General features: G+C 66.4%; 23 protein-coding genes. 15 read left to right on the forward strand and 8 right to left on the reverse strand.

Annotated features, from left to right (window positions below; translation table 11 throughout):
- The first annotated feature begins 22 nt into the window (after window positions 1-22).
- The gene (gene tyrS / locus BMX16_RS00785) at window positions 23-1,273 is read left to right on the forward strand and encodes a tyrosine--tRNA ligase (protein WP_089897701.1); all 1,251 of its coding nucleotides are present in this window, start codon (window positions 23-25) and stop codon (window positions 1,271-1,273) included.
- Here tyrS and BMX16_RS18155 read toward each other — a convergent pair.
- Entirely contained in the window at window positions 1,270-1,398 is a 129-nt protein-coding gene (locus tag BMX16_RS18155) for a hypothetical protein (protein WP_281242539.1), read from the reverse strand. The two genes, tyrS and BMX16_RS18155, sit on opposite strands and share 4 nt — an antisense overlap.
- Before the next feature lie 66 nt (window positions 1,399-1,464).
- Here BMX16_RS18155 and BMX16_RS00790 point away from each other — a divergent pair, with 66 nt between their 5' ends.
- Both BMX16_RS00790 and BMX16_RS00795 read left to right on the forward strand, forming a co-directional pair.
- Complete coding sequence (locus BMX16_RS00790) at window positions 1,465-2,352, forward strand: GNAT family N-acetyltransferase (protein WP_245731195.1); 888 nt, start codon at window positions 1,465-1,467, stop codon at window positions 2,350-2,352.
- A gap of 146 nt (window positions 2,353-2,498) precedes the next feature.
- The gene (locus BMX16_RS00795) at window positions 2,499-3,539 is read left to right on the forward strand and encodes a CorA family divalent cation transporter (protein WP_177174531.1); all 1,041 of its coding nucleotides are present in this window, start codon (window positions 2,499-2,501) and stop codon (window positions 3,537-3,539) included.
- Here the strand turns inward: BMX16_RS00795 and BMX16_RS00800 are convergent.
- Complete coding sequence (locus BMX16_RS00800) at window positions 3,536-4,366, reverse strand: DUF533 domain-containing protein (protein ID WP_177174532.1); 831 nt, start codon at window positions 4,364-4,366, stop codon at window positions 3,536-3,538. The genes BMX16_RS00795 and BMX16_RS00800 overlap by 4 nt on opposite strands.
- Window positions 4,367-4,541: 175 nt before the next feature.
- On the opposite strand from BMX16_RS00800, the gene BMX16_RS00805 reads away from it, so the two are divergent.
- From BMX16_RS00805 to typA, 11 genes are all read left to right on the forward strand, one after another.
- Window positions 4,542-4,970 (forward strand): Fur family transcriptional regulator, encoded by a 429-nt coding sequence (locus BMX16_RS00805; RefSeq protein WP_089897706.1) that lies wholly within the window; start codon window positions 4,542-4,544, stop codon window positions 4,968-4,970.
- A gap of 90 nt (window positions 4,971-5,060) precedes the next feature.
- Window positions 5,061-5,954, forward strand: a complete 894-nt coding sequence (locus tag BMX16_RS00810; protein ID WP_089898288.1) for a DMT family transporter — start codon at window positions 5,061-5,063, stop codon at window positions 5,952-5,954.
- Between the two features lie 44 nt (window positions 5,955-5,998).
- Complete coding sequence (gene eno / locus BMX16_RS00815) at window positions 5,999-7,276, forward strand: phosphopyruvate hydratase (protein ID WP_089897708.1); 1,278 nt, start codon at window positions 5,999-6,001, stop codon at window positions 7,274-7,276.
- A gap of 55 nt (window positions 7,277-7,331) precedes the next feature.
- On the forward strand, window positions 7,332-7,754 hold the full coding sequence (locus BMX16_RS00820; RefSeq protein WP_089897710.1) for a cupin domain-containing protein: 423 nt from the start codon (window positions 7,332-7,334) through the stop codon (window positions 7,752-7,754).
- Window positions 7,755-7,906: 152 nt separating this feature from the next.
- Window positions 7,907-8,890, forward strand: coding sequence for a quinone oxidoreductase family protein (locus BMX16_RS00825; protein WP_089897712.1), 984 nt, complete (start codon window positions 7,907-7,909; stop codon window positions 8,888-8,890).
- A 66-nt stretch (window positions 8,891-8,956) separates the two neighbouring features.
- Window positions 8,957-9,967: a serine hydrolase domain-containing protein gene (locus BMX16_RS00830; protein ID WP_089897715.1), complete on the forward strand. Its 1,011-nt coding sequence runs from the start codon at window positions 8,957-8,959 to the stop codon at window positions 9,965-9,967.
- Between the two features lie 99 nt (window positions 9,968-10,066).
- Window positions 10,067-11,275, forward strand: a complete 1,209-nt coding sequence (locus BMX16_RS00835) for an NADP-dependent isocitrate dehydrogenase (protein WP_089897717.1) — start codon at window positions 10,067-10,069, stop codon at window positions 11,273-11,275.
- 99 nt (window positions 11,276-11,374) lie between these two features.
- Window positions 11,375-11,980, forward strand: a complete 606-nt coding sequence (locus BMX16_RS00840) for a YitT family protein (protein WP_177174533.1) — start codon at window positions 11,375-11,377, stop codon at window positions 11,978-11,980.
- 255 nt (window positions 11,981-12,235) lie between these two features.
- The gene (locus tag BMX16_RS00845; RefSeq protein WP_089897718.1) at window positions 12,236-13,246 is read left to right on the forward strand and encodes a hypothetical protein; all 1,011 of its coding nucleotides are present in this window, start codon (window positions 12,236-12,238) and stop codon (window positions 13,244-13,246) included.
- 106 nt (window positions 13,247-13,352) lie between these two features.
- Entirely contained in the window at window positions 13,353-13,688 is a 336-nt protein-coding gene (locus BMX16_RS00850) for a DMT family transporter (RefSeq protein ID WP_089898292.1), read from the forward strand.
- Window positions 13,689-13,751: 63 nt separating this feature from the next.
- Entirely contained in the window at window positions 13,752-15,569 is a 1,818-nt protein-coding gene (gene typA / locus BMX16_RS00855; RefSeq protein WP_089897720.1) for a translational GTPase TypA, read from the forward strand.
- Between the two features lie 173 nt (window positions 15,570-15,742).
- On the opposite strand, the gene BMX16_RS00860 is transcribed toward typA, so the two are convergent.
- The 4 genes from BMX16_RS00860 to recA form a co-directional block, all read right to left on the reverse strand.
- Entirely contained in the window at window positions 15,743-16,147 is a 405-nt protein-coding gene (locus BMX16_RS00860) for an MOSC domain-containing protein (protein ID WP_245731196.1), read from the reverse strand.
- 62 nt (window positions 16,148-16,209) lie between these two features.
- The gene (locus tag BMX16_RS00865; RefSeq protein WP_089897722.1) at window positions 16,210-16,500 is read right to left on the reverse strand and encodes a DUF1330 domain-containing protein; all 291 of its coding nucleotides are present in this window, start codon (window positions 16,498-16,500) and stop codon (window positions 16,210-16,212) included.
- Window positions 16,497-19,148, reverse strand: a complete 2,652-nt coding sequence (alaS, locus tag BMX16_RS00870; RefSeq protein ID WP_089897724.1) for an alanine--tRNA ligase — start codon at window positions 19,146-19,148, stop codon at window positions 16,497-16,499. The genes BMX16_RS00865 and alaS overlap by 4 nt, the downstream gene beginning before the upstream one ends.
- 172 nt (window positions 19,149-19,320) lie before the next feature.
- Window positions 19,321-20,400 carry a recombinase RecA gene (recA, locus tag BMX16_RS00875; RefSeq protein ID WP_089897726.1) on the reverse strand — a complete coding sequence of 360 codons (1,080 nt, stop codon included), beginning with the start codon at window positions 20,398-20,400 and terminating at the stop codon, window positions 19,321-19,323.
- Window positions 20,401-20,597: 197 nt separating this feature from the next.
- Between recA and BMX16_RS00880 the strand changes: the two genes are divergently transcribed.
- Complete coding sequence (locus tag BMX16_RS00880) at window positions 20,598-21,200, forward strand: sulfotransferase family protein (protein WP_089897728.1); 603 nt, start codon at window positions 20,598-20,600, stop codon at window positions 21,198-21,200.
- Here BMX16_RS00880 and BMX16_RS00885 read toward each other — a convergent pair.
- Both BMX16_RS00885 and BMX16_RS00890 read right to left on the reverse strand, forming a co-directional pair.
- The gene (locus BMX16_RS00885) at window positions 21,191-21,940 is read right to left on the reverse strand and encodes an RlmE family RNA methyltransferase (RefSeq protein WP_089897730.1); all 750 of its coding nucleotides are present in this window, start codon (window positions 21,938-21,940) and stop codon (window positions 21,191-21,193) included. The two genes, BMX16_RS00880 and BMX16_RS00885, sit on opposite strands and share 10 nt — an antisense overlap.
- 66 nt (window positions 21,941-22,006) lie before the next feature.
- Window positions 22,007-23,119, reverse strand: a complete 1,113-nt coding sequence (locus BMX16_RS00890; RefSeq protein ID WP_089897731.1) for a Ppx/GppA phosphatase family protein — start codon at window positions 23,117-23,119, stop codon at window positions 22,007-22,009.
- Window positions 23,120-23,161 lie beyond the last annotated feature (42 nt).

The following is a 23,161-nucleotide window of genomic DNA, read 5'->3' on the forward strand; positions in this document are numbered from 1 at the left end:
GGCACGAGGACAGGAACAAGACATGACCTACCACCCCAAATCGGACTTCATGGCCGTGATGATGCAGCGCGGTTTTCTGGCCGACTGCACCGATTATCAGGCCCTCGATGACGCGCTGAGCAACGGGGTCGTGCCCGCCTATATCGGTTATGACGCCACGGCCGCCTCGCTGCATGTGGGCCATCTGATGAACATCATGGTCCTGCGCTGGCTGCAGAAGACGGGGCACAAGCCGATCACCCTGATGGGCGGCGGTACCACAAAGGTGGGCGATCCATCGTTTCGCAGCGACGAACGCCCGCTGCTGGGCCCCGACCAGATCCAGTCGAACATCGACGGCATGGGACAGGTGTTCGCCAAATACCTGACCTACGGCGACGGTGCGACCGACGCCATCATGCTGAACAATGCGGAATGGCTCGACGGGCTGAACTACCTCGACTTCCTGCGCGACATCGGGCGACATTTCAGCGTCAACCGCATGCTGGCGTTCGAGAGCGTGAAATCGCGTCTGGACCGGGAACAGTCGCTGAGCTTTCTCGAATTTAACTACATGATCCTGCAGGCTTACGACTTTCTCGAACTGAACCGCCGCCATGGCTGTCTGCTGCAGATGGGCGGGTCGGACCAGTGGGGCAACATCATCAACGGCATCGACCTGACGCGGCGCGTCGCGGATCAGGAGATCTTCGGTCTGACCACGCCGCTGCTGACGACCAGCGACGGGCGCAAGATGGGCAAGAGTGCGGGTGGTGCCATCTGGCTGAACGGCGACATGCTGGCCCCCTACGGGTTCTGGCAATTCTGGCGCAACACGACGGACGCGGACACCGGAAAGTTCCTCAAGATCTTCACCGAACTGCCGGTGGACGAATGCGACCGCCTGGGTGCGTTGCAGGGGTCGGAGATCAACGCAGCCAAGATCATCCTCGCCAATGCCGTCACCACCCTGCTGCACGGGGCGGACGCGGCGCAGGCGGCAGAAGCCACGGCCCGCGAAGTGTTCGAGCAGGGCGGCGTCGGTGACGACCTGCCGACGCTGGACCTGACGCGCGCCGAGGTGGGCGACGGCGTGTCCGTGGCCCAGCTTCTGGTGCGCAGCGGTCTGGCCGCCTCGGGCAAGGAGGCCAAGCGCCTGATCGCAGACCAGGGCGCGCGGATGAACGACGAAAGCCTCAGCGATGCGGGGCAGATGGTGACGGCCGACATGCTGGCCTCCCCGCTGAAGCTCTCGGCCGGTCGCAAGCGGCACGCGCTGGTGCGGCTGGTCTAAAGGACGGCGACCAGCACCAGCAGCGGCAGGCAGGTCAACGCGGCCAGCACCGCCGCTGCCGGCGGCGTCAGGCGCGGTGCCGTCGCATGGATGCCATAGACGGTGGATCGTCTGTGTCTGGTCATGGCGTCTCCTCTAAAGGTCATCCCGACATTAAGGCCGCATTAGGTGAAAGCTGGTTTAACGACCCCATGCTGATGCGCCCCGACCCGCCCTTGTCCGATGCGCCGCTGCCTATGCAGCAATCGCCCGGCTTTGCCCGTGCACTGACGTCAATGGGGCATGACGCAGGAATCGTGGCCTTGGGCTGCGTGGGACAGGTGCTTGTCGTGACGCGGGCCCTGCCGCTGGTGGGGCCCGTCCGCTTCGCCTCGCGCGGGCCGGTGTTCAGGGCGGGGTCCAGCCTGTACGACCGGGTCGATGCGCTGCGCGCTGCGCGGCTGCATTTGGTGAATGCGGGCGCGCCGGGCGATGCGGTGGCGCTGCGCCGGGCGGGATTCGTGGCCGTCCTGACGCCGGCGACCGTGGCGATGCTGCCGCTGTGCGACGACCCGGATGCGCAACTGGCAGCATCCCACCCGAAATGGCGCCATGCCGCCCGCCGGGGTCTGCGGGCGCGGCTGCGGATCACGGCGGCCCCCTTCGATGCGCGCCGCGATGGATGGTTGCTGACAGCCGATCTGACGCAGCAGCGGATCAAGCGATTCCGCGCCCTCCCCCATGCTCTGACGCTGGCCTTTGCCCATGCCAACCCGGGGGATGCGATCATGCTGACGGCCCGCGACGACACGCCCGCGCGGGGTCCGGTGGCGGCGATGCTGATCCTGCGCCACGGGGCGCTTGCGACCTATCAGATCGGGTGGTCCGACGATCGGGGCCGCGCAACCTGCGCCCATCACGTGCTGTTGCTGGATGCGACGCGGCGACTGGCGGCGGCGGGGGTGCGGACCCTCGATCTTGGCACGCTCGACACCGACGCCTCCCCCGGTCTGGCGCGGTTCAAGCTGGGCAGCGGCGCTGCGGCACAGCCCCTTGGCGGCACCTGGGCGCGCGTTCCGGGATGGCAGGGCTGGCGCTAGGCGGCGGGCCATGGATCGCACATTCTCCGCGCCACCATGGACGCAGCCCACCGTTGCGGTATCAAGGGGGTGCTGCGCGCCCCGATGCGGCTGTCATCACGGCCCCGTCCCCGCAGCGCACCCCATTGCCGCAAAGGCTACGTCCCATGTTCCCGCCTGCCGCCACACCGTCGCCTGACGCCGACCCATCGACGCGACCGCAAGACAGCGTCCAGACGCCGGGACGGGCCGCACGGCTGAGACCCCTTGCCGCCTATGACATCGGCACCGATGGCGGGGCCGCGGCGCTGATCGATCCCGACGGCACGCCCCGACCGGGCGCCACCTATCGCTGGCTGCATCTGGATCTGGCCGACCCCGCCCTGCCGGACTGGGCCGACGCGCATCTGCCGCCTCTGGCGCGGCGCACCCTGCTGGCGGACCGGACCCGGCCCCGGCTGGACACCGAGGACGACGGGATGGCGATCACCCTGCGCGGGATCAACCTGAACGCCGGCGCGGCTGCCGCCGACATGGTGTCGCTGCGGATCTGGCTGACCGCGACCCTCGTGGTCAGCGTGCGCCGCCAGCGGGTCTTCGCCCTCGACGACGTGCGGGCCCAGATCGACGCGGGCGACGCGCCGCGCAGCCCCGGCCACATGCTGGCCCGGATCACCGACAACCTCGTGCACCGGCTGGAGGAGGTGGCGAGTGCCCGCGAGGACATCACCGACACGATGGAGGAGGCGGTCTATGCCACCAATCCCGCCCCGATCGCGGATCTGGCCCCTTTGCGGCGCGAGATCATCAAGTTCCGCCGCCACGTTGCCCCCCTGGCCGAAACGCTGACCCAGATCAGCCAGTCACCCACCGACCTGATCCGCAAGGATCTGCGCCACCGGCTGCGCGAAACGGCAAGCCGGTCGCGCTGGGCGCTGGACGAGTTGTCAGAGGTGCATGACCGCCTGACCGCCATGTCGGACCACCTGGACACGGTGCAGAACGCGCGGCTTGAACGCAACGGCTACCGACTGTCGATCGTCGCGGCGATCTTCCTGCCGCTGGGATTCCTGACGGGGCTGTTCGGCGTGAATGTGGGGGGATTGCCCGGTCTGCAGGACGAGAAGGGGTTTCTCGTCCTGTGCCTTGGCATGTTGGGGATCGGGGGCATGACCGCCGCCGTCCTGCGCTGGTTGCGCTGGTTCTAGTACAGCGGCGACGCGCCGACCTTGTCATGGATCTCGTTCACGACCGCCTTGTCCAGTCCCAGACGGTCGGCGAAGTCGCGCAGGAAGTCCACTTCCGCCGGATGGTCGAGGTCGATGGCCAGCACGGCCATGGTATAGACCTGCGCCTCGGCACCCTCTGGCACCTGTGCGACGATCTCGGCGGTGTCGATACGCGTGTCCATCGCCTCTCCGACAAAGCGCCGCTCCTCCGGCGTGGCATCGCCCAGCTGGTCGGTGATCCGGGCCCGCTCGGTCGCGTCGAGGTTGCCGTCGGACTGCGCGGCCTGCACCATGGCCAGCAGCATCACGGCGGCCAGACCCTCTTCCTCGGCGGTGTGCTCGACGGGCGTGTCGTCCAGTTCCGACTGCAACGACCGTCCGAATCCCCCGGACGACCGTGCACCGGCCAGTGCGCCGACGATGCCGCCCAGACCGGCGCTGCCCGCCAGACCGCCCAGACCGCCCGCATTGCGCGTGTCGGGACGCGACCGCTGGCGGTCGGTGTCGCCGCCCAGCAGCCCGCCGATCATGCCGGCGAGGCCACCGGCGCTGCCGCTGCTGCCCAATCCGCCGCCGCGCTGGCCACTGCCCTTGTTCTGCAGGCTGTCGAGCAATCCGCCCAGACCGCCACCCAGACCGCCGGTGCTGCCCATGCGGGATGCGCCGCCCCGGTTGGTGCCGCGGTTCATCATGTCGTCCAGCATCGTGCCGGACCGGCCGGCCTTGGCATTGCGGGCCAGTGCGCTGGCGCCCTTGGCGGCGGCGACGCCGACGGCCACGCGTGCGAGGGTTCTCATCAGGCTCATCGTCGAAACTCCTGTTGTTCGGGTGCCACGTTGCACCAAGCTTGCTGCGACATCCACGTCGCCGCATCGTGTCACAACGCCGGATCCCGCGATCCGGTTGCAGGACCGGTGGCCCTGTGCGTGAATATTCGCTAAGCCCGTGGCAGCCTGCAAGCCAGCCTGTCCGAGCATGACCATGAGCAAGACGATCCAGACCAGAGCCACCGACGCCGGACTGCGGATGACCGGTCAGCGCCGCATCATCGCGCGGGTGCTGGATGCATCCACAGACCACCCGGACGCCGAGGAACTGCATGCCCGTGCCGCGGCACTGGACAAGCGCATTTCGCTCGCCACCGTCTATCGCACCGTCAAGCTGTTCGAGGAGGAAGGCATCCTCGAGAAACATGCCTTCGGCGACGGGCGCGCGCGCTACGAGGCGGCGCATACCGCGCACCACGACCACCTGATCGACACCGCCACCGGTCAGGTGATCGAGTTCGTGGACCCCGAGATCGAGGCGCTGCAGGACCGAATCGCGCGCAGGCTGGGCTACCGGCTGACCGGGCACCGGCTGGAACTGTTCGGCACCCGCATCGAAGGCGCGCCCCGCGATCCGGACTGACCCGCACGGCAGCGCCTGCGCTTTCGCATCTTTGCATTCGGCTTGTCCGGGCGTAACCCCGGCAGGCAACGGTGAAAGGGGCGTCACATGGTGGACAATTTGCGCGGCAGCATCCTGATGGTGCTGGCCATGGCGGGCTTCGCGCTCGAAGACATGTTCGTCAAGCAGATGGCGGGGGCGCTGCCGACGGGTCAGATCCTGATCATGGTGGGGCTTGGCGGCGGTCTTTTGTTCTGGCTGATCTGCCTCACGCGCGGCGAAGGCCTGTGGCACCGGGACGCCCTGCAGCCGATGGTGCTGATGCGCAACGCCTGCGAAATGCTGGGCACCGTGGGCTACGTCACCGCCGTGGTGCTGACGCCGCTGTCCTCCGCCTCCGCCATCCTGCAGGCGACACCGCTGTTCGTGACGCTGGGGGCCGCGCTGGTGCTGGGGGAAACGGTCGGCTGGCGACGCTGGCTGGCGATTTCCGTAGGCTTCTGCGGCGTGCTGCTGATCATCCGCCCCGGTCTGGACGCGTTCGAACCCGCATCGCTTTTTGCCGTGCAGGGCGTGATTTTCCTCGGCCTGCGCGATCTGGCGACCCGGCGGATTCCGCCGGGCGTTAGCTCCATGCGCCTGTCCACCTACGGCTTTCTGGTCATCGCGCCTGCCGGGCTGGTGCTGATGGCGCTTGCGGGTGACGCCCTCGTGGTGCCCGGCACCACCGACCTGCTGCGCGTCGTGGCCGCCATCGTGGTCGGTGCGCTGGGCTATTTCGCGCTGATCTCGGCCACGCGGATCGGCGATATGAGCCATATCGCGCCCTTCCGCTATACCCGTCTGGTCTTTGCGCTGCTGATCGGCGTGGCAGTGTTCGGCGAACGCCCGGATGCCGCGACGCTGACCGGGGCCGCGATCATCGTGGGCTCCGGCAGCTATGCGGCCTGGCGCGAACGCCAGCGCCAGCGGCGCGCTTCCCTTGAGGCAGCGACGTTGCTATGACCCCACCGGAACGACCGCAACCCACACGCCCACCGGAGAACCCCATGAGCAGCATCGTCGACATCCACGCCCGCGAAATCCTTGACAGTCGTGGCAACCCCACGGTCGAGGTCGATGTGACGCTCGACGACGGCACCATGGGCCGCGCCGCCGTCCCCTCTGGTGCGTCCACCGGCGTGCACGAGGCGCACGAGCGCCGCGACGGCGACAAGTCCCGCTACATGGGCAAGGGCGTGCTGGAAGCGGTCGCGGCCGTGAACGGCGAGATCTTCGAGGCGCTGGTCGATTGCGACGCCACCGACCAGACCGGCATCGACGAGACGATGATCGAACTGGACGGCACCGCGAACAAGGGCCGTCTGGGTGCCAACGCGATTCTCGGCGTGTCGATGGCGGTGGCCAAGGCGGCGGCAGACTACACGGCGCAGCCGCTCTATCGCTACATCGGCGGCACTGGCGCGCGGATGCTGCCGGTGCCGATGATGAACATCATCAACGGCGGCGAACATGCCGACAATCCGATCGACATTCAGGAATTCATGATCATGCCGGTGGCCGCCACCAGCATCCGCGAAGCGATCCGCATGGGGTCCGAGGTGTTCCACACGCTGAAAAAGGAGTTGTCGGCGGCAGGCTACAACACCGGCATCGGCGACGAGGGCGGCTTTGCCCCCGGCCTGTCGTCCACCCGCGAGGCGCTGGATTTCATCCTGAAGTCGATCGAGAAGGCAGGCTACGCGCCGGGTGAGGAGATCTACCTCGCCCTCGACTGCGCCTCGACCGAATACTATCGCGGCGGCAAGTACGAGATGAAGGGCGAAGGCATTTCGCTGACCGCCGCCGAGAACGTCGACTACCTCGAGAAGCTGGTGAACGACTATCCGATCATCAGCATCGAGGACGGCATGTCCGAGGATGACTGGGACGGCTGGCACATGCTGACCGAACGCCTCGGCGACCGGGTGCAACTGGTGGGCGACGATCTGTTCGTGACCAACCCTGCACGTCTGGCCGATGGCATCGCGCGCAAGTCCGCCAATGCCATGTTGGTGAAGGTCAACCAGATCGGCACCCTGACGGAAACGCTGCAGGCGGTCGAGATGGCGCACCGTGCCGGTTTCGCAAACGTGATGTCGCACCGCTCCGGCGAGACCGAGGATGCGACCATCGCCGACCTCGCCGTGGCGACGAACTGCGGGCAGATCAAGACCGGGTCGCTGTCGCGGTCGGACCGGCTGGCAAAGTACAACCAGCTGATCCGCATCGAGGAAGCGCTGGGCGAGACCGCGCGCTACGCCGGGCGCAGCATCCTGAAACGCTGATAAGACGGTCCGGGCGGGGGCTGCGGCCCCTGCCCGTCTGACGAAAGGGTTGCCCATGTCCGCCGATGACCTGATCGCAAAGCTGGCCCTGGCCCCGCATCCCGAGGGGGGCTGGTATCGCCAGACATGGATGGCTGACGGACCCGGGCGGCCCACGGGCACCGCGATCCTGTTCATGCTGAAACGTGGCGAGGTCAGCCATTGGCACACGGTGGATGCCACCGAGATCTGGTTCCATCACGCGGGCGCACCCCTGATCCTGTCCCGGTCTGCGACGGAGCTAGGTCCCGCGCATGACGCCGTGCTGGGCGGCGACGTGCTGGCCGGGCAATCGCCGCAACTGATCGTGGAGCCTTTCCACTGGCAATCCGCCCGCAGCACAGGGGACTGGACCCTCGTCAGTTGCACCGTGTCGCCGGGGTTCGACTTTGCGGGCTTTACGTTGGCGGAACCCGGATTCCACATTCCGCGGGCCTAAGCCGTCGTGAGCGAGATCAGGGGGGCCAGCCCCCCTACTCCCGGGATATTTTCGACCAGAAGAACGGGGGACCGGGGGGCCGGCGGCGGTTTGTCCTTGCGACCGCCGTGTGGGGTGGCACGATGCGCGCGTCACGCCCGGAGGAGCATCCCATGACCACCACAGCCCGCACCGTCGTCATCGCGCAGACCGGAGGACCACAGGTCCTGCACCTGATGGATCGCCCCGTCGGCGATCCCGGCCCCGGCGAGGTGCGTATCCGGCACAAGGCCTGCGGCCTGAACTATATCGACGTCTATTACCGCTCGGGCATGTATCCGCTGGCGCTGCCCCACGGCATCGGGATGGAGGCGGCGGGCGTGATCGAGGCGGTGGGCGACGGCGTCACCCATCTGAAGGCCGGCGACCGCGCCGCCTATGCCAGCCAGCCCCCCGGCGCCTGTACGGAGGCGCGGGTGATGCCAGCCGCTCAGGTCTGCCCCCTGCCCGATGCCATCGGCTTCGACGAAGGCGCCGCGATGATGCTGCAGGGCATGACGGTGGAATACCTGTTCCACCGCACCGTGCCGCTGAAGGCGGGCGACACGGTGCTGTTCCATGCGGCGGCCGGTGGCGTGGGTCTGATCGCCTGCCAGTGGGCGAAGTCGGAAGGCATCACCCTGATCGGCACGGCGGGGTCCGATGCCAAGTGCCAGCTCGCGCTGGATCACGGGGCGGCGCACATGATCAACTACGCGAGCGAGGATTTCCCCGCCCGTGTCCGCGAACTGACGGGCGGGCGCGGCGTTGACGTGGTGATGGATTCGGTGGGGCGCGACACGTTCGAAGGCTCGCTCGACTGTCTGCGGCCCCTGGGCATGATGATCACCTTCGGCAATGCGTCCGGCCCGGTGCCGCCGGTGGATCTGGCGGGGCTTGCGCGGCGGGGGTCGTTGCAGATCACCCGGCCCACGCTGTTCACCCATATCGCCGACCACGAGACCTGTCAGGCGATGGCGGCGCATCTGTGCGACAAGGTCGCCAGCGGCGCGGTCAAGATCACCATCGGCCAGCGGTTCGCGCTGGCGGACGTGGCGGTGGCACATCGCGCGCTGGAGGCGCGGCAGACCACCGGATCGACGATCCTCACGCTGTGACGGGTCTGACGCAGGCGTGATGGACATCGACTGGTGCGCGCCGAGCGTCGCGCCATAACCTGTGGCATGACACATTTATCCCGCCGCCTGTTCCTTGCCGCCACGCTCGGCACCGCCGCCACCCGCCTTGCGGCACAGACCGCCGTACCACCCGCGTGGCAGGCGGTCGCCGACCGCGCCACGGCGCTGGATCAGTTGCACAGCCTGATCGTGGCGCAGGGCGGCGAACGGGTGATCGCCGCTGCACCGCGCGGGCGCGGACTGGACGGTCTGGCAAACGTCAAATCCGTGTCAAAGACGCTGGTCGCTGCCCTGACGGGGGCGGCCGTCGACCGGGGCGAGGTCACGTTGCAGAGCACGCTCGGCGACGTGGCCCCCGCCCTGATCCCGGCAGGCGCCGATCCCCGCGTGGCGAGGATCACATTCGAGAACCTCGTGACCATGCGCGCGGGGCTGGAACGGACGTCGGGCGGCAACTACGGCGGCTGGGTCTCCAGCGGCGACTGGGTCGCCGATGCCCTGTCGCGCCCGATGGAGACGGAGCCAGGCGGGCGGATGCTCTACTCCACCGGCTCGATCCACATCCTCGGCGCGGTCCTGTCCGAGGTCGGCGGCGCCAGCCTGCTCGATCTGGCGCGCGCGCGTCTGGGCCGCCCACTGGGAATCGACGTGCCCCCATGGACCCGCGATCCGCAGGGCCGCTACCTCGGCGGCAACGAGATGGCGCTGACCCCCACCGCCATGCTGCGCTTTGCGGAAATGGTGCGGCAGGGCGGCGTCTGGGACGGCAACCGCGTGCTGAGCGAGGCGTGGATCGCGGCGGCGTTCCGGCCCAACACCCGCTCGCCCTATTCCAGGCTGTCCTATGGCTATGGCTGGTTCCTGGGTCAGGCGCAGGGCACGGACTATGCCCTCGCGCGGGGCTATGGCGGTCAGATCATCGCCGTGGTGCCGGAACTGGACCTGAGTGTTGTCATCACGTCCGACCCCACCCTGCCCGCACGCAGCGATGGCTATTTCGGCGTGCTGATGGACCTGATCGAGGACGCGATCATTCCCACGGCCCGCAGCATCTGACTGGGATTATTTGCGGTATACCGACGTATACCGTCTTCACGGGCGTGCGATAATCCGGTAAGGCAGCGCCAAAGCAACCTAGCCACCGGAGAGCGCCCCATGTCCAAGATCAAGGTAGCCAACCCCATCGTCGAGCTCGACGGTGACGAGATGACCCGCATCATCTGGGATATCATCAAGCAGAAGCTGATCCTGCCCTATCTGGACGTGGACCTGCTCTATTACGATCTGAGCATGGAAGAGCGCGACCGCACCGACGATCAGGTGACGATCGACGCCGCCCACAAGATTGCCGAAGTCGGCGTTGGCGTGAAATGCGCCACCATCACCCCGGACGAACAGCGGGTCGAGGAATTCGGCCTGAAGAAGATGTGGAAGAGTCCCAACGGCACGATCCGCAACATCCTCGGCGGCGTGATCTTTCGCGAACCGATCATCTGCAAGAACGTGCCCCGTCTGGTCCCCGGCTGGACCCAGCCGATCATCGTGGGCCGCCATGCGTTCGGCGACCAGTACAAGGCGACCGATTTCCGCTTTCCGGGCAAGGGCAAGCTGACGATCAAGTTCGTCGGCGACGACGGTGCGACCATCGAGCACGAGGTGTTCGACGCGCCCTCCTCCGGCGTGGCGATGGCGATGTACAACCTCGACGACAGCATCCGCGACTTCGCCCGCGCATCGCTGAACTACGGGTTGAAGCGCAACTACCCGGTCTATCTATCCACCAAGAACACGATCCTCAAAGCCTATGACGGCCGCTTCAAGGATATCTTCCAGGAGGTGTTCGACGCGGAATTCGCCGATCTGTTCAAGGCGGCGAACATCACCTACGAGCACCGCCTGATCGACGACATGGTGGCGGCGTCGATGAAGTGGTCCGGCGGCTATGTCTGGGCCTGCAAGAATTACGACGGCGACGTGCAGTCGGACACCGTGGCACAGGGCTTCGGCAGCCTCGGCCTGATGACCAGCCAGCTGATGACCCCCGATGGCAAGATCGTAGAGGCCGAGGCCGCCCACGGCACCGTCACGCGCCACTTCCGCCAGCACCAGAAGGGCAAGGCGACGTCGACCAACTCCATCGCGTCGATCTTTGCCTGGACCGGTGGTCTGAAGCACCGCGCCAAGCTGGACGACAACGCCGAACTCGCCCGCTTTGCCGAAACGCTGGAGCGCGTCGTGGTCGAGACCGTTGAAGGCGGCGAGATGACCAAGGATCTGGCCCTGCTGGTCGGTCCCGATCAGACGTGGCTGACGACCGAAGGCTTCCTCGACGCCGTCGACCGGAACCTGAACGCCGCGATGTAAGCCCGTTTCGCAGGCAGACCCTTGCAAAAGCGAAGGCCGCCCCCGTCCAGGGCGGCCTTTCCCATTTACAAGGTCAGCGAGACTGCCCTATCGCGGGGCATGATCACCAATCCGACACGCCATACGCTGATCGAGGATGTGCAGGGCATGTCCATCGGCGTGCTGTTCTGCGCCGTGGGGCTGCACCTGTTGACGACAGTGGGCCTCATCACCGGGCAGACGGCGGGGATCGCGGTCATCACCTCCTATCTGACCGGCTGGGCCTTCGGGCCGGTGTTCTTTGCCATCAACCTGCCGTTCTATGCGCTGGCCTATCTGCGCCTGGGTCGGGCATTCACCGTCAAGTCGCTGATCTCGGTCACGGCGCTGTCGGCGCTGACGACGTGGATTCCGCCCCGTTTCGTCATCGCGGAACTGGACCCGCTGCTGGGCGCCGTCACCTTCGGCACCATCACCGGGCTCGGCCTGCTCGCGCTGTTCCGCCACAACGGCAGCCTCGGCGGCCTTGGCGTGGTGGCCTTGCTGATCCAGGACAGCACCGGGTTCCGGGCGGGCTATGTGCAGCTGATCGCTGATGCGGTGATCTTCGCCGTCGCGGCGTTCCTGTTTCCGCTGACGGTAGTGGCGTGGTCGTTGCTGGGTGCGGTGGTGCTGAACCTCGTCATCACGTTCAACCACCGGCGCGACCGCTACATCGCGACCTGATCCAGCGCAGCTTCGGCGGCTTTCCGCAGTGGATTGCGCAAAGAATCGCCGGATGCGGCGGAACCGCACATCACCGACATGTGTTCATTACTCACGAACCCCTGCGCGACGCAGGGGGCACATGAAGAAGGACGCATCCCGATGGGCGGCATTATCTATATCGTAGGCCTCGTGGTGGTTGTCATGGCAGTCCTGTCGCTGCTCGGTCTGAGCTGACCGACACATCCCGATTTTCAAGTTTCGAAAGTGAATTCCATGAATACGACACAACCCACCACCCCGACCGACGGCTCCTACGTCGATTGGCCCGCGATCTTTGCGGGCACGGTCGTCGCAGTCGCCATCGGCGTGCTGCTGACTACGTTCGGCACGGCGCTGGGCCTGTCCAGCATCACGCTGGACGGCACCGACGACGGTTCCACGATGGAACTAGTGCTGACAGCCGTCTGGATGCTGTTCACGCTGATCGCGGCCTACCTGACCGGTGGCTACATCGCAGGCCGCATGCGGCGCCGGGTCGGATCCGCCACCCGTGACGAAGTGACCGCCCGCGACGGGATCAACGGTCTGGTCGTCTGGGGTCTGGGCACGATCCTGACCGCCGTGATGCTGACAAGCGTCGTGGGTGCCGCCGCCCGCACCGCCGGTGCCGTCGCGTCGACCGCAGGTCAGGCCGCAGGTGCCGTCGTGCAGACCGCAGGGTCCGCCGTGGGTGGTGCCATGTCCGGCATCGCATCCGGTGTGGCCAATGCCGCAGGTGCCGCCATCCCGCAGGACGTGCAGGACAACCCGACGGAATTCCTGTCGAACCGTCTGCTGCGTCCCGCGAACATCGATCCGGCCAACATCGACCCCGAGCAGATCGCCACGCAGGCGGCCAGCATTGTGTCCGACATCTACCGCACCGGTGAGATCAGCGATCAGGACCGTCAGTACCTGATCAACGCCGTGGCCGCCCGTACGGACCTGACGCCGCAGCAGGTCGAAGCCCGCGTGGACGAAGTCGTCACCGGCGCGCAGGACGCCCGTCAGCAGGCTGCCGACGCGCTGGAAACCGCCCGCGCCGAGGCCGAAGTTCTGGCTCAGCAGGCCACTGACGCGGCTGTCGAAGCGGCGCGTACCGCCCGCAACGCCGGTATCATGACCGCCTTCGGTCTGGCCGCAGCATCGCTGCTGGCTGCCATCGCTGCTTTCGTGGCCGCGATCCGTGGTGGCCGCGACCGTGACGAAGGCCGCATCCACGCCGGCCTGCGCTACAACGGCTAAGTCGCCTGTAGCGTGACGCGAAGCCCCGGTTGCCCCGTGCAACCGGGGCTTTCGTTTGCGTACCGTGCCGATTGACAGCGTGGCCCGGATCGGCGATTCCGCCCTCATGCCACCGCATTACCTGCACCTGATCCTTGCCATCATCGCCGAAACCATCGGCACAACCGCGCTGCACGCCAGCCAGCAATTCACGAAACCCATTCCCGCCGTGATCTGCGTGCTGACCTATGGCGCGTCTTTCTATTTCATGGCGCTCGCGTTGAAGGTGATGCCCGTCGGCATCGTTTATGCGATCTGGTCCGGCCTTGGCATCGTGCTGATCGCCGGGATCGGGTTCGTGGTGTTCGGCCAGCGGCTGGACCGGGCGGCGATGCTGGGTCTCGCGCTCATCATTTCGGGAATCGTGGTGATCCAGCTCTTCTCCAAGGCCGCCCCCCACTAAGGGACTAGCCTTTGCACCCCATGCGGGGTAAAGGCGCGGCAACTCCGGACAAAGGCTGACCACATGGACATTCGCAACATTGCGATCATCGCACACGTTGACCACGGCAAGACGACCCTGGTGGACGAGCTTCTGAAGCAGTCGGGCGTCTACCGCGCGAACGAGGCGACGACCGAACGCGCCATGGACAGCAACGACATCGAACGCGAGCGCGGCATCACGATCCTTGCCAAGTGTACGAGCGTCGAGTGGAAGGGCACCCGCATCAACATCGTCGACACGCCCGGCCACGCCGACTTCGGCGGCGAGGTGGAGCGCATCCTGTCGATGGTGGACGGTGTCGTCCTGCTGGTCGATGCCGCCGAAGGCCCGATGCCACAGACGAAATTCGTCACCTCGAAGGCGCTGGCGCTTGGCCTGCGTCCCATCGTGGTGCTGAACAAGGTCGACAAGCACGACGCCGAACCCGACCGCGCGCTGGACGAGGTGTTCGACCTGTTCGCCGCTCTCGACGCCAACGACCAGCAGCTCGATTTCCCGGCTATGTATGCGTCAGGCCGGTCCGGCTGGTGCGACATGGAACTGGACGGCCCGCGCGAGAACCTCGACGCGCTGTTCGACATGGTGCTGAAACACGTGCCGATGCCCGCGCAGATTTCGCGCCGCGCAGAGCCGTTCCAGATGCTGGCGACGACACTGTCCGCCGACCCGTTCATCGGCCGCATCCTGACCGGCCGGGTCGAGGCAGGCACCCTGCGCGCCGGCGAAACCGTCAAGGCGCTGAACCGCGACGGCGAAAAGCTGGAGCAGTTCCGCGTGTCCAAGATCCTCGCCTTCCGCGGGTTGCAGCAGACCGCCATCGACGTGGCAGAGGCGGGCGATATCGTGACGCTGGCCGGCATGTCCAAGGCGACCGTCGCCGACACGATCTGCGATCCGAGCGTGGACACCGCGATCCCCGCACAGCCCATCGATCCGCCCACGATCACCGTGACCTTCGGCATCAACGACAGCCCGCTGGCCGGTCGTGACGGCAAGAAGGTGCAGTCCCGCGTCATCCGCGAGCGCCTGATGCGCGAATCGGAAGTGAACGTCGCGATCAAGATCGCCGATACCCCCACCGGCGACGCGTTCGAAGTGTCCGGCCGCGGCGAATTGCAGATGGGCGTTCTGATCGAGAACATGCGCCGCGAAGGTTTCGAGCTGAGCATTTCGCGTCCGCAGGTGATCTATCAGACCATCGACGGCGTGCGCCACGAGCCGCTGGAGGAAGTCACCATCGATGTGGATGACGAATACACCGGCGCCGTAGTCGAGAAGCTGACCGGCCCCCGCAAGGGCGACCTGCTGGAGATGAAGCCCGCCGGTGCCGGCAAGACCCGCATCATTGCGCACGTCCCTTCGCGCGGCCTGATCGGCTACCACGGCGAATTCCTGACCGACACCCGCGGCTCCGGCGTGCTGAACCGCCTGTTTCACGGCTGGACCCCGCACAAGGGCCCTATTCAAGGGCGGCGTCAGGGCGTCCTGATCTCGATGGAAAACGGCACCTCGGTCTCCTACGCCCTGTGGAAGCTCGAGGATCGCGGCAAGTTCTTCATCGGCGCGCAGGAAGCGGTCTATACCGGCATGATCATCGGCGAGCACACCCGTGAAAACGACCTCGAGGTGAACCCGCTGAAGGGCAAGCAGCTGACCAACGTCCGCGCGTCCGGCACGGACGAGGCCGTGCGCCTGACGACCCCCGTCACGCTGACGCTGGAACAGGCCATCGCCTACATCGACGACGACGAGCTGGTGGAGGTCACGCCGAACGCCATCCGTCTGCGCAAGCGCTACCTCGACCCGCACGAGCGCAAGCGCCACTCGCGCGCCAGCTGACCCCGCACACGACAAGGCCCGCACCCCCCGGTGCGGGCCTTTTTGCATCCCGCTGCGATCAGACACGCGCCCGCCACAGCGGACAGGGCCTGCCCCGTCCCAGAGTTCTTCTGGTCAGAAATATCCCGGGGGGACGGCGCAGCCGGGGGGGCTGGCCCCCCTCCACCCTCGCCTCAGCCCGCCACGACCGGATCGCCCACGGCGACAGCCCCACCCGTCACGGCGCTGGCGTACCACCCGCCATGCCCGCGCACGGCGGAATAACCGCCGTGCCCCAGCACCTCCTCCATGCGGCTGCAGGGCGGACACGGCCCTTCGACCTGCAACACGACGGCGCCGACGCGGATCCGCCCCTTGCGCAGCGCGGCCAGATTGATTCCGCAGATCACAATATTGCGCCGCAGATCGCCGGCAGCGACGGGCCGCCCCAGCAGGGCCGCGATCACATCCAGATGTTCCGCCTGCAGCAGCGTCACTGCCCGTGGCCCCTTGCGGCCATGATCGCCGACCAACCCTGCGTCCGTGACCTCGCCACCGGCGACCGGCACGACAGCCCCGCGCCGGACCGGACGCAGCATGATCGCATCAAGCCGTCCCGCTTGCGCGTGACGGCTCATCATCTCGGCCAGCGAACCGGCGATCACAGTTCTTCGATGATGCTCAGTTCGCGGGTGGCGGCACCCTCTGCATGGCGCAACGCGGCCTGATAGGCGTCGGAGTAGTAGCAATCATGCGCCGCCTGCATCGACGGGAACCGGGCCACCACGTTGCGGGGACGCACAGGCCCCTCCAGTGTCTCGACCGCACCGCCGCGCGCAAGGAAGATCCCGCCGTGATCCGCGATCGCACCGGTGGCGAGGGCCGCATACCTGGCATAGGCGTCGGCATCGGTCACGTCCACATGTGCCACCCACAGGGCTGTCTTGGTCATTGCATCGCCTCTACGATTTTGCGCGCCGCGGCCAATGCGGCATCGGCGTTGTCCACAGATGCGCCACCACCCTGCGCCATGTCCGGGCGGCCACCGCCGCCCTTGCCACCCAGTTCCGCCACGGCTGCCCGCAGCAGATCGACCGCCGACAGGCGACTGGTCAGATCGGCCGTCACGCCCGCCGCGACGGCGGCCTTGCCGCCCGCCTCGGCGATCAGCACGACCGCACCCGATCCCATCCGCGCCTTCATCTCGTCGATCAGCGCGGGCAGATCCTTGCCGGTGACGCCCTGCATCAGCTGCGCCTGAAACGCGATGCCGTTCACCGTCTCGGGCCCTGCTGCCGCACCGCCGCCCATCGCCAGATCGCGGCGCAGCTGCGCGACCTCGTTGGCCAAGGCACGACGTTCATCGCTCAGGGCACGCACGCGGTCTGCCACCTCGGCCACGGGAGCTTTCAGCGTGGCCGCGACCTGCGCCAGCGTATCGGACTGGCCGCGCAGATGATCCAGCGCCGCTTGTCCGGTCAACGCCTCGATCCGCCGCACACCGGCGCTGCTGGCGCTGTCGCCCAGTAGGACGAAGGCGCCGATCTGACCCAGCCGCTGCACATGCGTGCCGCCGCACAGCTCCAGCGACCACGTCTGGCCGTCGGCGCCCTTGCCGGAGCCGGGCTGCCGCCCCATCGCCACGACGCGCACCTCGTCGCCGTATTTCTCGCCGAACAGCGCCTGCGCACCCAGGGCGCGCGCATCGTCGGGCGTCATGATCCGCGTCTCGACGGCGGTGTTCTGGCGGATCATCGCGTTCACGTCACGCTCCACCTGCGCCAGATCGTCCACTGACAGCGCAGCATTGTGGCTGAAGTCGAAGCGCAGCCGATCGGCGGCGTTCAGCGACCCGCGCTGCGCGATACGGTCGCCCAAGCGGTCGCGCAGCGCCTCGTTCAGCAGGTGGGTTGCAGAGTGATTGGCCTGCACGGCGTCGCGACGGGCCGCGTCGACCTGCAGTTGCGCGCCCTGACCGCGGGCAATGGAGCCCTCGGTGACCTGACCGATGTGGATGAACACGCCCGCCACCTTGCGGGTGTCGGTGATCCGCACGAGACCGGTGTCCGTGCGGATGATGCCCGTATCGCCCACCTGACCGCCCGATTCCGCATAGAACGGCGACTGGTTCAGAACGATCTGCACTGCGCCGTCCGCACTTTCGGCCAACGCGCCGCCGACGACCAGCGCCTGCACCTGCCCCTCGGCCGTCAGCGTGTCGTAGCCGAGGAAGTCGGTGACCCCCTTCTCCTCCGCCAGATCGAGCCACAGGGTCGCATCCGCCGCCTCGCCGGTGCCGGACCATGCGGCGCGGGCCTTGGCCTTCTGCGCGGCCATGGCGACCTCGAACCCGTCGGTGTCCACGGTGCGGCCCTGTTCGCGCAACGCATCCTGCGTCAGGTCCAGCGGAAAGCCGAAGGTGTCGTAAAGCTTGAACGCCGTCTCGCCGGGCAGCGTCGCACCATCGCCCAGACGCGACACCTCGTCGTCCAGAAGGCGCAGACCCCGGTCAAGGGTCTGGCGGAAGCGCACCTCCTCGTTCTTCAACGTCTCTTCGATCAGGCTGCGCGCCTGACCGAGCTCCGGGTACGCCGCACCCATCTCCTGCACCAGCGCCGGCACCAGACGGTGCATCAGCGGATCGGCAGCACCCAACTGGTGTGCGTGCCGCATCGCGCGCCGCATGATCCGGCGCAGCACGTAGCCGCGCCCGTCGTTCGACGGCATCACGCCATCGGCGATCAGGAACGACGTGGCGCGCAGATGGTCTGCGATCACGCGGTGGTGAATCTTGCCGGGGCCGTCCGCGTCGGTGCTGGTCGCATGGGCCGATGCCTCGATCAGCGACCGCATCAGGTCGGTGTCGTAGTTGTCATGCTTGCCCTGCAGCAACGCGCCGATCCGTTCCAGCCCCATGCCTGTGTCGATCGACTGCATGTCGAGGGGGCGCATGCTGCCGTCCTCGAACTGCTCGTTCTGCATGAACACGAGGTTCCAGATCTCGATGAAGCGGTCGCCATCCTCCTCGGCCGATCCCGGCGGACCGCCCCAGATCTTGTCGCCGTGGTCATAGAAGATCTCGGTACACGGCCCGCACGGCCCGGTCGGCCCCATCCGCCAGAAGTTGTCGTCGGTGGGAATGCGGATGATCCGGTCGTCGGTCAGACCTGCGACCTTCTTCCAGATCTGTGCCGTCTCGTCGTCGGTGTGATAGACGGTGACAAGCAGCTTGTCCTTGGCCAGACCGAAATCGCGTGTCAGCAACTCCCACGCGAAGGCGATCGCGTCGTCCTTGAAATAGTCGCCAAAGCTGAAGTTGCCCAGCATCTCGAAGAAGGTGTGGTGACGCGCGGTGTAACCCACGTTGTCCAGATCGTTGTGCTTGCCGCCCGCGCGCACGCATTTCTGCGCGGTGGTGGCGCGGTTGTAATCCCGCGTCTCGACGCCCGTAAACCGGTTCTTGAACTGCACCATGCCAGAGTTGGCGAACATCAGCGTGGGGTCATTGCGCGGCACGAGGGGGCTGGACGGCAGCACCTGATGCCCGTTGCGACCGTAGAAGTTCAGGAATGTCGAACGGATGTCGGAAAGGGATGTCATGTCAGCGCCTGTCAACTGGAGTTGCCGATGAAATAGCCCCCGGCCACCACAGGGTAAAGCCATAACGAAAAAGGGCGCGGCTTGTGCCGCACCCTTTTCCGGATATTGTCCGTACCTTGCGGCCCGTCAGGCGACTAGGATGTCACCCCGCACCGTGCCATGTGGCTGCGCCTTACATCTCGACCAGATCGTCGTCCGGAGTCGCATCGTTGTCCGACATGGCGAAGTCCAGACCGTGCGCGGCACGGATCTTGTCCTCGATCTCCAGCGCGGTGGCGGGATTGTCCTTCAGGAACTGCTTGGAGTTCTCGCGGCCCTGCCCCATGCGCTCGTCGCCATAACTGAACCAGGCGCCCGACTTCTCGACCACACCGGCTTTGACGCCCAGATCCAAGAGTTCGCCGGTCTTCGAGATGCCTTCGCCGTACATGATGTCGAACTCGACCTGCTTGAACGGCGGCGCGACCTTGTTCTTGACGACCTTGACGCGGGTGGCGTTGCCGACCACTTCGTCGCGGTCCTTGATCGACCCGATGCGGCGGATATCCAACCGGACGGACGCGTAGAATTTGAGCGCATTGCCGCCAGTCGTGGTTTCGGGCGAGCCGAACATCACGCCGATCTTCATGCGGATCTGGTTAATGAAAATCACCATGCAGCCGGACCGGTTGATCGACCCCGTCAGCTTGCGCATGGCCTGGCTCATCAGGCGGGCGTGAACGCCCACGCTGCTGTCGCCCATGTCGCCCTCGATCTCGGACTTCGGCGTCAGCGCTGCGACCGAGTCGACGACCACGAGGCTGACGGCCCCGGACCGGACCAGCGTATCGACGATTTCCAGCGCCTGCTCGCCCGTATCGGGCTGAGAAATCAGGAGCTCGTCCAGATTGACGCCCAGTTTCTTGGCGTAACCCGGATCGAACGCGTGTTCCGCATCGACAAAGGCGCACACGCCGCCCTTCTTCTGCTCTTCCGCGATGGAATGCAGGGTCAGGGTCGTCTTGCCAGAGGATTCAGGGCCATAGATCTCGATGATCCGACCCTTGGGCAGACCACCGATCCCCAGCGCGATGTCGAGCCCGAGCGATCCTGTGCTGGTCGCCTCGATGTCGCGCATCTGATTCTGTCCGCCAAGGGTCATGATCGACCCCTTGCCGAACTGGCGTTCGATCTGCGCCAGCGCGCTTTCCAGCGCCTTTTGCTTGTCGGCGGTTTTCTTGTCGGTCATTTTCAGAAGTTCTGCCGTTGCCATGTCAGTCGGATCCTTATGTCATGCCCTGTGGGGGTGCTGCAATCGCCACCGCCCCGTTCCTGATCTGTTCCTTGCACTGGATATGGGACCAAATGGGGAACATTACAACCTTTTTATCAATGTTTTCACCCTGCGCCCGCTGTGGTTAAGAATGCGTGAACGACCTATGATGACACCGGCGCACGACAGGAGTGTTCATGCTGATCTTCTGGAAGGAAAAACTGGTCATCCTTGCGGTGCCCAAGACCGGCACGACCGCGATCGAAGGCGCGCTGGCCCCCCGCGCCGCCATGGTCCTGCGCGATCCACCGGAAATCAAGCACGCGCCGATCTATCGCTATCGCCGGTTCCTGCAACCGCTGCTGGTTCAGACGGGGCAGGACCCTGAAACGCTGGCAGTGCTGCGGCACCCTATCGACTGGCTGGGCAGCTGGTATCGCTACCGGGCGCGGCGCGACCTGATCGGTCGCCCCAACAGCACGCAGGACATGTCTTTCGACGATTTCGTGCTGGAATACATCAAGGGGAAACCCGCCTCCTTCGCCAACGTCGGATCGCAGGCCAAGTTCGTCTGCGACGGCGAGGGCCGGATCGCCGTCGATCACCTGTTCAGGTATGAGGATCAACCCCGCCTGATCGCGTTCCTGGAACAGCGCCTGAACGTGACCCTGACGCTGCCGCGCCTGAACGTCTCGCCCCCCGGCGACACGCAGCTCAGCCCGGAGGTGGAGGCAAGGTTGCGCGACAAACGCGCCGCCGAATTCGCCGTGTGGGAGGCGGCGGGCGCGGTTCAGTCCTGATCCGCGTCTGCGTCCACGTCGGGCAGCGGGCCTTTAAAACCGGTCGCGACCACGAACTTTTCGGAACTGTCGGCCCGCGACGAGGGCGGCTTGACGTTCTCGACCTTCTTGAAGCGGGACTTCAGCATCTTCTGCAACTCGCCCTCCGCACCGCCCGCCAGCACCTTGGCTACGAAGGTGCCGCCCTCGACCAGCACGTCGAAGGAAAAATAGGCCGCCGCCTCGCACAGGGCGATGATCTTCAGATGGTCCGTCTGCTTGTGACCCGACGATGACGCCGCCATGTCGGACATCACGACGTCGGCGGGGCCGCCAAGCCACGCCATAACCTGCTTTTCCGCATCCTCGGCCAGGAAATCCAGCTGGTGGATTTCAGCACCGGGGATCGCCTCGACCTCCTGCAGGTCGATGCCCAGCACGCGGCCCTGCGCCTTGGACGGGCGTTCCGACAGCGCGTTCACCCGCTTGACCGCCACCTGACACCAGCCACCGGGCGCACAGCCCAGATCGACGACCCGCGCACCGGGGATGAGAAAGCGGAACTTGTCGTCCAGATCGCGGATCTTGAACGCGGCACGACCCCGGAACCCTTCGGCCTTCGCCATCTTCACGTACGGATCGTTCAACTGCCGCTGCAGCCACCGGGTCGAGGACAGGGACCGCCCCCGCGCTGTCTTGACCTTGACCGTCAAATCGCGCTGCCCCCGGCCGGAGGTGTTCTTGGTCGGTTTCTTCACCATGGCTTCTTCTCGTCCCAAATATCCCCGTGCGGCGCGCTTTGGCTTTCCACAGGAAAGCCAAATCACTCAATACGGCGCGTCTTCCAGCACCCCATCTGCCGACATCTGCGCATAAAGCAACCCCTCGCGCAGGCCGCGGTCCGCCACCGACAGCCGGTCCGTGGGCCATAGCCGCATCAGCGCCTGCAGGATCGCTGCCCCCGACATGATCAGGGCCTGCCTGTCGCGCCCGATACGCGGATCGCTGCGCCGCCCCAAGGGGCCCAGCGTCAGATAGCTGCGGATCACCCGGTCGATCTGGTCGGACGTCATGCGCAGGCCGTCGACCTTGGCCCGGTCATAGCGTTTCAGCCCCAGATGGCTGGCCGCCACGGTGGTCACGGTGCCGCTGGTGCCGATGATCTGGAAATTCTCGCGGGCCTGCGCCGCCGCATAGGGGGCGAAGTTCGCAAGGCTTTCCTCGAACGACCAGCTCATCAGCGCGAACCGCGCGGCGTCGTCGTCCACGTCGGCGAACTGATCGCGCAGGGTCGCCACGCCCAGCGGCACGCTGATCCAGTCCACCACCTTGGCGGCCGCGAACGGCCCCGGATCGGCGGTGAAACCCGCATGCAGCCGCATGATCGCGCGGGGACGTTCGCGGGCCGGCACATGGCTCAGGTCGATCCACACCAGTTCCGTGGACCCGCCACCGATATCCACCACCAGAAGTTGTTCGGTCCGGGTGCTGACCAGCGGCGCACAGGAGATGACGGCAAGGCGTGCCTCCTCCTCCGGCTTGATGATCTCGAGGCTCAGACCGGTTTCGCGCCGCACCTGTGCGATGAAGTTCGCACCGTTGCGCGCGCGACGGCACGCTTCGGTCGCGACCAGCCGCATATGCGTGACCTTGTGACGGTCCAGCTTCTGCTTGCAGATGCGCAACGCCTGGATCGTGCGCGTCATCGACGCGCGCGACAGCTTTCCGGTGCTCTCCAACCCCTGCCCCAACTGGACGGACTTGGAAAAGCTGTCGACCACATGGAACTGACTGCCCTTGGGTTGGGCAATCAGCATGCGGCACGAGTTTGTCCCCAGATCGAGGGCCGCATAGAGCGTGGCCGGATCGGGGGTGTGTGGCGCGGGCTGTTCGACCGCAACTGGAAACGCGCCCGCACCAGGGGAACGCCTGGGCGTCATGTCACGCCCTCCATATCGAGTTGCGCTCACGCTAGGCGGTCT

Source organism: Loktanella fryxellensis (assembly GCF_900110065.1).
Taxonomy (GTDB): Bacteria; Pseudomonadota; Alphaproteobacteria; order Rhodobacterales; family Rhodobacteraceae; genus Loktanella; species Loktanella fryxellensis.